The organism is Agrobacterium larrymoorei (genome assembly GCF_013322225.1).
GTDB classification, from domain to species: Bacteria; Pseudomonadota; Alphaproteobacteria; order Rhizobiales; family Rhizobiaceae; genus Agrobacterium; species Agrobacterium larrymoorei_A.
In genome coordinates, this window is record NZ_JAAMFB010000012.1 from 63,556 (window position 1) to 76,218 (window position 12,663).

Genomic DNA, 12,663 nt, shown 5'->3' on the forward strand with positions numbered 1-12,663 from the left:
TCTCCCTAAATGCTTTGCTTGCATTGGCCTGCGTACTCGCGAGAGTATTAATGGCTGATGCATGGATTGGATATGTGACTATGGCTGTTCGCCCGCGTCAGTCGTCGGTTTCCTGCCGCTCACCTTTGCGGAAAGGGCTGCGATCTTCAAGATAGTCGTTGATCTCCTCCACTTCGCTACGCTCCCGCTCCAGATAATCCGCAATTGCGCGGCGAAGGCCGGGGTGGGTGATGTAGTGGGCGGAATGGGTCGTGATGGGGGTGTAGCCGCGTGCGAGCTTATGTTCGCCCTGCGCTCCGGCTTCCACGCGCTTCAGGCCCTTCGACAGAGCGAAATCGATGGCCTGATGATAGCAAACCTCGAAATGCAGGAAGGGATGGTCTTCGATGCAGCCCCAATGGCGGCCATAAAGCGCGTCGCCGCCGATGAAGTTGATGGCGCCCGCAATATACTTGCCCTCGCGCTTTGCCATGACCAGCAGGATATCATCCGGCATCCGCTCGCCGATAAGCGAGTAGAATTCGCGCGTAAGGTATGGCTTACCCCATTTGCGGCTACCGGTGTCCATATAGAAGGTGAAGAACTGGTCCCAGATATCTTCCGTCAGATCGCTGCCGGTCAGCAAGTCGATCTCTATTCCGTTTTCCAGTGCTGCGCGGCGTTCCTTTTTCAGGGTTTTGCGCTTGCGCGATGACAAGGCGTCGAGAAAATCGGAGTGGTCGCGGTAGCCCTCGTTGATGAAGTGGAACTGCTGGTCGGTGCGATGCAGGAACCTGTTTTCCACCAGCGCTTCGATCTCGTCTTCTGGCGCGAATGTCAGATGCGCGGAGGAGACGCCAAGCTTCTCCGTAACCTGGGCGAGGCCAGATGCGAGAACTTGCTGGAACGCGGCAGTATCCAATCCGGCTGTCAGCAACCTGGGGCCTGTTGCGGGTGTGAAGGGAACCGAGCATTGAAGCTTGGGATAATAGCGCCCGCCCGCCCGCTCAAAAGCGTCTGCCCATCCGTGATCGAAAACGTATTCGCCGCGGCTGTGATTTTTCAGGTAGGCAGGGACCGCCCCCATCAACTCACCGTCGCCACGCTCCAGCAGAAGATGCTGGCCAAGCCAGCCTGTCTTGGGCGTGGCGGAGCCTGATTCTTCCATGGAAGACAGGAAAGCATGAGAAATAAAGGGGTTGTACGGTTTTGTTAATGTGGATTTTGATGTTCCGGAAAGTGTGTTCCAGCTTTCCCGATCAATGTCCTTGAAGGACTGTGCAATGCGAATGGAATATTCATCGCTCATGCGGCCTGCCAAATGGCTAAAGCATGTCGCGTTTAATTGTCTTCAATTAAACGATAACGTACATGCGAGAAAATAAGGATCTAAAGCGGGTCGCGGTGAATCCTATTCACTGCGACCCGCTTTAGGTTATGCTGTCGGGGCTGACGCCTTCGGGTCGAAACCCTCGAACGTCATCTGGTCAGCATATGTATAGGTCTTCTCTTTGGCGTTTTCATCCCGCACCGTCCAGGTAATTACCGGAACGTTGAGTTTTCGCTGCGCCTCGATGAAGCTGTTGGGCAGATGACCCCAGAAATAGGAGATAAAATCGAGGCCTATCTGCATGGCTTCGTCATGCTTGAAGAAGTCTTCCGGGTTGGCACCTTCCGCCGTCAGGCCAAGGGGCCACGGCGATCCCGCGGCTTTCAAGTCCTTCAGCAGATGGTGGTCGAAGCTCATCAATGCGACCTGGCCCTGATAGCCTTCAAGGTCTTCCAGAACGGCTTCGGCAAAACCGTCATCAACGCCTTCACCTTCACGTCCCTTTAACTCGATGACGAGCGGAACTTTGCCTGCGCAGAGCGTCAAAAGCTGCTTCAGTGTCGGTACGCGGTCCTTCGTCTGGCCAATGGACAACAGGCCGAGTTCTGCAGATGTACGTTCCCGCACATCCCCCTTGATGCCGGTCAAACGCGTCATCTCGTCATCGTGGAAGATGACTGGAACGCTGTCTGCCGCCAGTTGCACATCGCATTCGATGGCAAAACCTGCCTCGATTGCGCGGGAGAACGCGGAAAGCGTGTTCTCCCATACGGCCTTGTTCATGTCGTGATAGCCACGATGGGCGACGGGTTGGGCCGTCAGCCAGGAAAGCTTCAATGTCATGCTTCGATTTCCACGATGGCGTCGATCTCGACAGCGGCATTGAAGGGCAGGGACGCCATGCCGACGGCGGCGCGCGCATGTTTGCCAGCGTCGCCCAGAACATTCGCAATCAGGTTCGATGCGCCGTTGATGACGAGGTGCTGCTCGGTGAATTCCGGGACGGAGGCAACGAAGCCGTTGAGCTTCAACACGCGGCGAACCTTGGAGAGATCGCCGGTCAGCGCTGCCTTGACCTGCGCCAGAATGTTGACTGCGCAAAGTTCGGCAGCCTTCTGCGCCGTCGCAACATCCACATCACGACCGACATGGCCGGTGACCGCAATCTTGCCGGATTCCATGGGCAACTGACCTGAAATGTAGAGCAGATTGCCGCTGATGGTGAAGGGCACGTAGTTTGCAGCAGGCGCTGCGGCGGCGGGAAGGGTGTAACCGAGTTCCTTGAGGCGAGCTTCGATGGCGTCCGACATTTTTTCCGTTTCCGCTTTTGTTGTAAATCTTTCAAAAATCCGGCATTCAGTTCATGATGTCCAAAAGCCGGATGGTTGCTTGTACAGTATGAGCGATGAGTCCAACAGGAGATATTGTATGATCGTCAGGAACCTTGCTCTCGTTCTTGCCGCTGGCGTGGGCTTAACACCCTGCATCGCAAGTGCCGTGCCGGTAGGTGTTCCCAACCTTATTTCCCATCGCGCCGTCTATGACCTGGAGCTGAAAGATGCTTCCGACCGATCCGGCATAGAAGGCATGACGGGGCGAATGGTCTATGAGTTCACTGGCTCCTCCTGCAAAGGCTACAAGACCGACTTTCGTTTTGTCACGCAGATCAGCACGGGCGATGCTGTGCGTCTTACTGACCAGCAGACTACGACGTTCGAGGACCCTGGCTCGAAGAAGTTTACCTTTGAAACGAAGTCTTTCACCGACGACAAGCTCGACAAGGAAGTGACTGGATCGGCTGCTGATGTCGATGGCACGATGACGGTCGATCTCACCAAGCCAGATTCCCGCAAGGTCGATCTGGATGCTGGCGAATTTCCGACCGAACACATGTATCAGGTCATCGAAAACGCCAAGCTCGGTAAGCGCATCTTCGAGTCGCGCGTATTCGACGGTTCTGACGATGGCGATGAGAGCATGATAACCTCGACGCTGGTCGGCAAGCAGCAGACGCCGAAGGAAGGTGTATCGGACCCGGATGCTGGCATGGCAGGCGATTTCGCCAAAGCGCCATTCTGGCCGGTCACCATCGCTTACTATAATGACAAGTCCGGTACGGATGCGCTGCCAATCTATCGTATGTCCTTTAAGCTATACGAAAATGGAATCACGCGCGACCTGACAATGGATTATGGCGACTTCGTTCTGACCGGCAAACTTGCCAAGCTCGATGTTCTTCAGCCAGAAAGCTGTGAAACAGCGCCCATGCGCTGAAATCGATGGGCGTCCGGCCTTTTTTAATGTTGGATGCTTGCAATTTGGGTGAGGGCGCTGTATGCGGCTCACCATTCCACACGCGAAGCTTGGGGTGTTCCGGGAGAAATCCGGTCCATTCCGCCCGGTGGTGCCGCTCAAACGGCGCTGTTCGCTTCGCGGGGGTTCAACCGGAAAAGGATAACTAGGCATGGCATTGCCCGATTTCTCTATGCGTCAGCTTCTCGAGGCTGGTGTTCACTTCGGCCACCAGACTCACCGCTGGAACCCGAAGATGAAGCCGTACATCTTCGGCGATCGTAACAACATCCACATCATCGACCTGGCTCAGACCGTTCCGATGCTGTCGCGCGCTCTTCAGGTCGTTTCCGACACCGTTGCTCGTGGTGGCCGCGTTCTGTTCGTTGGCACGAAGCGTCAGGCTTCTGAAATCATCGCAGACAGCGCAAAGCGCTCCGCTCAGTACTACGTCAACTCGCGTTGGCTCGGCGGCATGATGACGAACTGGAAGACGATTTCCAACTCGATCCAGCGTCTTCGCAAGGTCGACGAAATCCTGAACTCCGAAGCTTCGGGCTACTCCAAGAAGGAGCGTCTGAACCTCGAGCGCGAGCGCGAGAAGCTTGAAAAGGCTCTCGGCGGTATCCGCGATATGGGCGGCGTTCCGGACCTGATGTTCATCATCGACACCAACAAGGAAAAGATCGCAATCGAAGAAGCCAAGCGTCTTGGCATCCCGGTTGTTGCTATCATCGACAGCAACTGCGATCCGGACCACATCGACTTCCCGATCCCGGGCAACGACGACGCTTCGCGCGCCATCTCGCTCTACTGCGACCTGATTGCACGCGCTGCAATCGACGGTATCGCACGTCAGCAGGGCGCTTCCGGTCGCGACATCGGCGCTTCTGACGAAGCTCCTGTCGAGCCAGCTCTCGAAGACGAAGCCAACGCCTGATAGTGGGCCGTCTGGTGGCGTCGTGACGCCGCCTTTCAATCAGGATTAAGACAAGGCCGTTCTGGACTACATGTTCGACGGCCTTGTTCGTTTAAAGCCACCGCAGCTTCCCGTAATCGCGTCAACGACGATGAGTTGGGGAGCAGCAGGGGGCTGACAAGTTTCGTGGCGGTCTCTTCATCAGGCTGTCACAGTTCCGGGTACATTCGTTCCCAAAATCCGATTTCGGCCTGGCAAACTGCCGTGACCGACCGAACCGACAAGAGGCACACAATGAGCGAAATCACAGCCGCAATGGTTAAGGAACTGCGCGAAAAGTCTGGCGCAGGTATGATGGATTGCAAAAAGGCGCTGGCCGAAACCGGCGGCGACATGGAAGCTGCAATCGACTGGCTGCGCGCCAAGGGTATCGCCAAGGCTGACAAGAAGTCTGGCCGTACGGCTGCCGAAGGTCTCGTCGGTATTGCATCTGCCGGTCACAAGGCTGTTGTCGTTGAAATCAACTCCGAAACCGACTTCGTTGCCCGTAACGATGCCTTCCAGGATATCGTTCGTGGTGTTGCCTCCGTTGCGCTGACGACAGATGGTACGGTGGATGCCGTTGCGGCCGCAACCTATCCTGCGACGGGCAAGACCGTTGCCGACACCATCAAGGACGCAATCGCAACCATCGGCGAAAACATGACGCTGCGTCGCTCCGCTTTGCTTGAAGTCGAGCACGGCGTTGTTGCGACCTATGTTCACAACGCTGCTGGTGACGGCATTGGCAAGCTTGGCGTTCTGGTTGCGCTCAAGTCGGTTGGCGACAAGGCTGTCCTGACGTCCATCGGCCGTCAGATTGCCATGCACATCGCTGCAACCAACCCGCTGGCCATCCGCGCCGAAGAAGTCGACGCCGCTGTTGCAGAACGCGAGCGCAACGTATTTATCGAGCAGGCCCGTGAATCCGGCAAGCCTGAAGCCATCATCGAAAAGATGGTCGATGGCCGTATGCGCAAGTTCTTCGAAGAAGTTGCTCTTCTTTCGCAGGCCTTCGTTATCAATCCGGACCTGACTGTTGAAGCTGCCGTCAAGGAAGCCGAAAAGGAAGCCGGTGCGAAGATCGAAGTCGTCGGCATGGCTCGCCTGCTTCTCGGCGAAGGCATCGAAAAAGAAGAGAGCGATTTCGCTGCAGAAGTCGCAGCCGTCGCAAAGGGCTGATGTTCTTTACCCAATATGGGAAAACTTCGGGGCATCGCGTGACAACGCGGTGCCCTTCGTGTATCCGCGTTTTGGTTATATCTAAAGCGAATGGTGCATTTCAGCTTCCTATCCGCTTTGGATTTTCGTATTTCGCATGTCGTCATCTCAAACCGCACACATCGCAGCGCGACATGCTTTAAGGAGTCATGATGTCTTCCAAGCCGCTTTATAACCGTGTTCTTCTCAAGGCGTCCGGCGAAGCCCTCATGGGCAATCAGGGGTTCGGCATCGATGTTGCCGTAGCTGACCGTATCGCCTCCGATATCGCCGAGGCCCGTGCCATGGGCGTCGAAGTCGGTGTCGTCGTGGGCGGCGGCAATATTTTCCGAGGCGTTGCTGTTGCCTCCAAGGGCGGTGACCGCGTGACTGGCGACCACATGGGCATGCTGGCAACCGTCATCAACGCGCTGGCTCTCGCAACCTCTTTGCGCAAGCAGGATATCGATACGGTGGTTCTTTCCGCCATCGCCATGCCGGAGATCTGTGAGAGCTTTTCACAGCGTGCCGCCATTCACCACCTGTCACAGGGCCGCGTCGTGATCTTCGCAGGTGGCACGGGCAATCCATTCTTCACCACTGATTCCGCCGCCGCCCTTCGTGCAGCCGAGATGGGTGCTGAAGCGATCTTCAAGGGCACGCAGGTTGATGGCATTTACTCGGCCGACCCGAAGAAGGATCCGACCGCCACCCGTTTTGACGAATTGACCCATTCGGAAGTTCTGGGCAAGGGGCTGGCTGTAATGGACGTGGCTGCCGTTGCTCTGGCAAGGGAGAACCACATCCCGATCATCGTGTTCTCGATCCACGAAAAGGGTGGTTTCGCGCAGATATTGACGGGTGGCGGTCGCAAGACCATCGTGCACGACAAATAATCACCGGCTGCTGATTCCGCGCCGATAAAAACGGGCCGCCAAGGCCGAAATTATGGAGTATGAAGATGAGTGGTGTTGACCTCAATGACATAAAGCGCCGCATGGATGGCGCGATCAACGCTTTCAAGAGCGATATCGCTTCGCTGCGGACCGGGCGTGCATCCGCCAACATTCTCGATCCAGTCACGGTTGATGCCTATGGTTCGCGCGTGCCTCTTTCGCAGGTCGCCAACATCACCGTTCCCGAGCCACGCATGCTTGGCGTCAACATCTGGGACAAGTCGATGGTCGGCGCTGTCGACCGCGCTATCCGCGAGTCCAACCTCGGCCTCAATCCGATCGTTGATGGTCAGAACCTTCGTATTCCTTTGCCGGAACTGAACGAAGAGCGCCGTAAGTCGCTGGTGAAGGTTGCGCATGAATATGCTGAGAAGGCCAAGGTCGCCATTCGCCATGTTCGTCGTGACGGAATGGATGGTCTAAAAAAGGCCGAAAAGGATGGTGACATCGGTCAGGATGAAAGCCGTGGCAACTCCGACAAAATCCAGAAAATGACGGACGACACGATTTCTGAAATTGATCGCTTGCTTGCGGAGAAGGAAAAGGAAATCATGCAGGTATAGTTGGCTGCGGCCAATCCCTGTAACTTTGCTTTCTTCAACTCCGCGCTGCCTAAACTGGATTGAGATGTCGGAAACTGGACGTTCCCCACTGCCTGAGCATGTTGCCATCATCATGGATGGGAATGGACGCTGGGCAAAGCAGCGCGGATTGCCGCGTATCATGGGCCATCGCCGTGGCGTCGAAGCCGTGCGCGAAACGGTGAAGGCTGCCGGTGAGTGTGGGCTGAAATATCTGACGCTTTTCGCTTTCTCTTCGGAAAACTGGCGCCGCCCGGAAGCTGAGGTGGTCGATCTTCTCGGCCTCCTCAAGACATTCATCCGCCGCGATCTGGCCGAGTTGCACAAGGAAAATGTGCGTATTCGTGTGATCGGCGACCGTCAGGGGCTGGCTGACGATATCAGGAACCTGTTGACGGAGGCTGAAGAGACGACGCGCGATAACTCCGCGCTGACGCTTATCATCGCCTTTAACTACGGTTCGCGTGACGAGATTGCGCGCGCGGCCCGATCGCTGGCTCTGGACGTTGCAAGCGGCAAGATCGATTCTTCCGCAATTACGCCGGACGCGATCAACGCGCGGCTGGATACGGCCGGAATTCCCGATCCGGACCTCATCATCCGCACCAGCGGCGAGGAGAGGCTCTCGAACTTTCTGCTCTGGCAGGCGGCTTATTCCGAATTTCTTTTCATTCCCGACTACTGGCCGGATTTCGACCGGAAGATTTTCTTCTCGGCAATCGATCAATTCATGACACGAGATCGCCGGTTCGGCGGCCTTTCCGGTCAAGTCGCTCTGGCGGGCGTTTGATGAACCGCGAATTGAAGCTGCGGATTATCTCCGCCCTTGTGCTTGCCCTGATTATTCTGACCGCAACATGGTACGGCGGGCTGATGTTTCGCACTGTTGCGGGCATTCTTGCTCTTTTGATCTATACCGAATGGAGCACCATCACGAAATTGTCAGACACCAATCCCACGGGCTATGCCTGGGGGTGGTTTGCTGTCGCAGTGATGAGTGGCAACACGATTTTCGGCGAAAGTTCGCTGGATTTGCCGCTGCTTTCCGGCTTTGCGATCACCGCAGCCCTGTTTCCGATTCTGCGTGGCAAGAACTGGTGGCTGGTGGGTGGCATCGTTTACTCTGGACTTACAGGAATCTCGCTGGCCGCCATTCGCGGTGACGACGCAGTTGGTCTCGTGGCTATGCTCTTCGTCTTCGCCATCGTCTGGGCGACGGATATTCTGGCTTACTTTGTCGGCCGTGCAATAGGCGGGCCGAAGCTTGCGCCTGCCATATCGCCCGGCAAGACGTGGTCCGGCGCCATTGGTGGCACCGTTTCGGGCGTCATCGCGGGCGGGGCGGTCGCCCTTGCTTATCACGGTCGCCTGGCTCTCATCGTCGTGGTTATGGCGTTCGCGCTTTCGGTTTTCAGCCAGATCGGCGATCTTTTCGAATCCTTCATCAAGCGTCGTTTTCAGGTGAAGGATTCCTCGAACATGATACCGGGCCATGGCGGCTTTATGGATCGGGTTGACGGTCTTGTTTTCGCCTGCTTTACCGTATTCCTCATTGCTGTTGTTCACGCCGCGCTAACGGGCGATGTGCCAGGATCGGGCAGCGGAATTCTGATCGGTTTTTGAACTGGTTGACCGGCAGTAAAGCGAAGGGCAGGGCAGAATGGATGTGGTGATGAATGCGGTTGGCTTTTTGACCGGCTACATGGTGCCGTTCATCCTTGTTCTGTCGCTGCTGGTTTTCGTCCACGAGATGGGCCATTACCTCGTCGGTCGCTGGTGCGGCATTCGATCCACAGCTTTTTCTGTCGGCTTTGGCCCTGAACTCGTCGGCCTTACCGACAAGCGCGGCACGCGCTGGAAGCTTTCCGCGATTCCCCTCGGCGGCTACGTCAAGTTCTTCGGCGATGACGACATTTCCAGTAAGCCGGATAGCGATGGTCTTACCGGGCTCACTCTTGAAGAGCGGGCGCATACCCTACAGGGCGCAAAGTTGTGGAAAAGGGCTGCAACGGTTGCTGCCGGTCCTATCGCCAATTTCATTCTGGCGATTCTCATTTTTGCAGCTCTGTTTACGATCTACGGACGCACGATTTCAGATCCGGTTGTGTCGGAAGTTCGTCCCGATAGCGCTGCGCAGACCGCCGGGATTATGCCTGGAGACCGGCTGCTTGCCATTGATGGTGAGAAAGTGGTTACTTTCGAGGATGTGCGCCGATATGTCAGCATTCGTCCCGGTACACAGATTGCCGTAACGGTGGAGCGAAACGGGCAGGAGCTATCCCTGCCGATGACCCCAACCCGCACCGAGACGACGGATCAATTTGGAAACAAGATCGAGCTTGGAATCATCGGCATCGTAACCGATCAAACCAGAGGCAATTTCCGCCATGTTACCTACGGTCCAGCGGAAGCCGTGTGGGAAGGTGTTCGGGAAACAGGCCACATCATCACGGGTACGTTCAACTATATAGGCAATCTTATTACCGGCCGCATGGATGCCGATCAGCTCGGCGGTCCGGTTCGTGTAGCGCAGGCTTCAGGCCAGATGGCGACGCTCGGCGTGGCCGCCGTCATTCAGTTGGCAGCAGTGCTTTCGGTGTCAATCGGACTTCTCAATCTGATGCCTGTTCCAGTTCTGGACGGGGGGCATCTGGTGTTTTATGCGATTGAAGCGGTGCGTGGCAGACCCCTCGGTTCAAGTGCGCAGGAGGTTGCGTTCCGCATCGGCATGGCAATGATTTTTAGCCTCATGGTATTTGCCACTTGGAACGATATCAGCAGCTTGATCGGCTAAGGGACGTCTTTTAGCTGTTTTTTTAAGAAATTGTTTACCGTGTTTTGATGCCAAAGTGGCGATTGGGTCACGGTGGCTTGCGAAGTAAACAGAAATTAACGGTCGGGCTTGCTTGTAGAGGAAAAGCAGGTAAAACGACGCAGATGGCCGGAGTCGGGTTCTGCCCGCTGAGGGACAACGGGAAAAGGTAAGAGTTGAATATGAAGGCTGGTTCAAGATTTTTGAACGCGGTGTCGGCGGTTGCGCTGTCTGCTGGTGTTTCTTCGGTCGCAGCTGTGGGGGTACTTGCTTCTGCCGGTGTTGCGAATGCGGCTGTTGTCAGCAGAATCGATGTACGCGGCGCTGAGCGTTCCGGTGCGGATGCGGTCCGTTCCAACATAACGATCGCGCCCGGTCAGAATTTCTCCAATGCTGATATCGATGAATCGGTGAAGCGCCTTTATGCGACGGGATACTTCTCCAACGTCAGCATGAGCGTTTCGGGCCGCACGCTCGTCGTCACGGTTGCTGAAAACAATCTGATCAATCAGGTCGTTTTCAACGGTAACCGTAAGATCAAGGACGACAAGCTTCAGGGCATTGTTCAGACCCAGTCTCTCGGACCGTATGATCAGACCCTCGTCTCCGCCGACATTGCACGGATCAAGGAAGCTTATGCTGCCATTGGTCGTAGCGACGTCGAAGTAACGACGCAGGTCGTTCCGGTCGGTCAGGGTCGTGTTAATCTTGCTTTCCAGATCAATGAAGGTGAGCGCACCAAGATTGCGCGCATCGATTTCGTCGGAAACAATGCCTACAGCGATGGCCGTCTTGCTGCTGTCATCAACACCAAGAAGTCCAACATGCTGTCGTTCCTGACGCGTAAGGACGTTTACAATGGCGACAAGCTGCGCGCCGACGAAGAGGCGCTGCGCCAGTTCTATTACAACCGTGGTTATGCCGACTTCCGCGTGCTGTCTTCCGATGCAGTACTTGACGAAGCGAGCAACGAATACACGATCACGATCACTGTCGATGAAGGCCAGCGCTACGCTTTCGGTAACGTCGCTGTCGAATCGACCGTTTCTGGAGTTGATGGTGCCGAGCTTCAGGGTCTCGTAGAAACCCGCTCGGGTTCCAGCTACAGCGCCAAGGAAGTACAGCAGAGCATGGAAGCTATTTCCAAGCGCGTTGCTGCTGAAGGCTATCCTTTCGCACGTGTAACGCCACGTGGCGACCGTGATCTGGCTGGTAACACCATTGGCGTTACCTATATCGTAGACCAGGGCGAGCGCGCCTATGTCGAGCGTATCGAAATTCGCGGTAATACCCGTACTCGTGACTATGTCATTCGTCGTGAGTTCGACATCAGCGAAGGCGATGCGTTTAATCAGACCGTTGTTTCTGCCGCCAAGCGTCGTCTTGAGGCTTTGGGTTACTTCTCCAAGGTCAATATCGGCACGTCGCAGGGTAGCGCACCTGATCGCGTCGTCATCGTCGTAGACGTCGAAGATCAGGCAACTGGCTCCTTCGGTATCGGTGCGGGCTATTCGCAGAACGACGGTGCGCTTCTCGAAGCGTCTATCGAAGAGAAGAACTTTCTCGGTCGCGGCCAGTACATTCGCCTCGCAGCGGGTGCAGGTCAGGATGATGCGCGTAGCTACAACCTGTCCTTCACCGAACCTTACTTCCTGGGTTATCGTCTTGCCGCTGGTTTCGACCTGTTCAAGAGCCAGAGCTCGAGCGAAGACTATTATGATTACGACGAGCAAGGTTTTGCACTTCGCGTAACCGCTCCGATCACGGAAAATCTCGCGACGACGTTCAAGTATACGTATAAGGAGATCAGTTATGATGGACGCGGCGATTGGAACGTAGGTAATAACCTCGCTTCTCCTTATCGTGCGCTTATCGCAGGTGGCGACTGGACTCAATCTATTATTTCCAACACCATCGCCTACAATACTCTTGATGATCGCAATATGCCGCGTGAAGGCTGGCAGGCTGCGTTGACGAATGAGTTCGCAGGTCTCGGTGGTGATTCTGAGTACTACAAGATTTACGCTAAGGCTCGTTACTACCACACCCTGTCTGACGAGTACGACATCATCGGCTCTCTTACCGGTCAGGCTGGTTATGTTGCTCCAACAGGCGACAACTTGCTGGTGTTCGATCAGTTCAAGATTGGTGGACGCGTGATCCGTGGTTTTGAAAATGATGGTATTGGTCCGCGTATTGGTGATGACGCAATCGGCGGTACGACCTATTTTGCCGCGTCTGCCGAAGTGACGGCTCCTATGCCGGGCGTTCCGGAAGATTTTGGTCTTCGTTTGGCCGGTTTCGTGGACGCGGGTACTCTGTATGGCAATAAAGTTTCCGCTACTGAGTCGGTTCAGGACGACAGCTCTATCCGCGCTTCTGCCGGTATTGGCATCATGTGGGCTTCGCCGTTCGGCCCGCTGCGTGTCGACTACGCAGTGCCGTTCATGAAAGAAGACTACGACGAAGTGCAGAACTTCAAGTTTGGCATGTCCAACACTTTCTGATATCGGCAGTCCAGAACTGCGAGTTTGAACGTTCTGGAGTTTCCGTCT

The 12,663-nt window shown here is 55.7% G+C and carries 12 protein-coding genes; 9 read left to right on the forward strand and 3 right to left on the reverse strand.

What is annotated here, in order from left to right:
- Positions 1-97 precede the first annotated feature (97 nt).
- The 3 genes from G6L28_RS07480 to G6L28_RS07490 all read right to left on the reverse strand — a co-directional run bounded on the left by G6L28_RS07480 (position 98) and on the right by G6L28_RS07490 (position 2,619).
- On the reverse strand, positions 98-1,288 hold the full coding sequence (locus G6L28_RS07480) for a GNAT family N-acetyltransferase (RefSeq protein WP_174063160.1): 1,191 nt from the start codon (positions 1,286-1,288) through the stop codon (positions 98-100).
- Between the two features lie 126 nt (positions 1,289-1,414).
- Complete coding sequence (locus tag G6L28_RS07485; protein WP_174063161.1) at positions 1,415-2,152, reverse strand: glycerophosphodiester phosphodiesterase; 738 nt, start codon at positions 2,150-2,152, stop codon at positions 1,415-1,417.
- Positions 2,149-2,619: a RidA family protein gene (locus tag G6L28_RS07490; protein WP_174063162.1), complete on the reverse strand. Its 471-nt coding sequence runs from the start codon at positions 2,617-2,619 to the stop codon at positions 2,149-2,151. The genes G6L28_RS07485 and G6L28_RS07490 overlap by 4 nt, the downstream gene beginning before the upstream one ends.
- A 118-nt stretch (positions 2,620-2,737) precedes the next feature.
- On the opposite strand from G6L28_RS07490, the gene G6L28_RS07495 reads away from it, so the two are divergent.
- The 9 genes from G6L28_RS07495 (at position 2,738) to bamA (ending at position 12,615) form a co-directional block, all read left to right on the forward strand.
- Positions 2,738-3,583: a cell envelope integrity EipB family protein gene (locus G6L28_RS07495; protein WP_174063163.1), complete on the forward strand. Its 846-nt coding sequence runs from the start codon at positions 2,738-2,740 to the stop codon at positions 3,581-3,583.
- 190 nt (positions 3,584-3,773) lie between these two features.
- Positions 3,774-4,541, forward strand: a complete 768-nt coding sequence (rpsB, locus tag G6L28_RS07500) for a 30S ribosomal protein S2 (protein WP_174063164.1) — start codon at positions 3,774-3,776, stop codon at positions 4,539-4,541.
- 273 nt (positions 4,542-4,814) lie between these two features.
- Positions 4,815-5,741 (forward strand): translation elongation factor Ts, encoded by a 927-nt coding sequence (gene tsf / locus G6L28_RS07505; RefSeq protein ID WP_174063165.1) that lies wholly within the window; start codon positions 4,815-4,817, stop codon positions 5,739-5,741.
- 191 nt (positions 5,742-5,932) lie between these two features.
- Complete coding sequence (pyrH, locus tag G6L28_RS07510) at positions 5,933-6,655, forward strand: UMP kinase (protein ID WP_174063166.1); 723 nt, start codon at positions 5,933-5,935, stop codon at positions 6,653-6,655.
- A 65-nt stretch (positions 6,656-6,720) separates the two neighbouring features.
- A complete protein-coding gene (gene frr / locus G6L28_RS07515; RefSeq protein WP_174063167.1) occupies positions 6,721-7,278 on the forward strand; it encodes a ribosome recycling factor in 558 nt (185 codons plus the stop codon).
- A gap of 64 nt (positions 7,279-7,342) precedes the next feature.
- The gene (locus tag G6L28_RS07520) at positions 7,343-8,086 is read left to right on the forward strand and encodes an isoprenyl transferase (protein WP_174063168.1); all 744 of its coding nucleotides are present in this window, start codon (positions 7,343-7,345) and stop codon (positions 8,084-8,086) included.
- A complete protein-coding gene (locus G6L28_RS07525; RefSeq protein WP_174063169.1) occupies positions 8,086-8,919 on the forward strand; it encodes a phosphatidate cytidylyltransferase in 834 nt (277 codons plus the stop codon). Before G6L28_RS07520 ends, G6L28_RS07525 begins: the two co-directional genes overlap by 1 nt.
- Positions 8,920-8,956: 37 nt before the next feature.
- Positions 8,957-10,090: an RIP metalloprotease RseP gene (rseP, locus tag G6L28_RS07530; RefSeq protein WP_425292661.1), complete on the forward strand. Its 1,134-nt coding sequence runs from the start codon at positions 8,957-8,959 to the stop codon at positions 10,088-10,090.
- Positions 10,091-10,290: 200 nt separating this feature from the next.
- Positions 10,291-12,615, forward strand: a complete 2,325-nt coding sequence (gene bamA / locus G6L28_RS07535) for an outer membrane protein assembly factor BamA (RefSeq protein ID WP_174063170.1) — start codon at positions 10,291-10,293, stop codon at positions 12,613-12,615.
- The last annotated feature ends 48 nt before the right edge of the window (positions 12,616-12,663 follow it).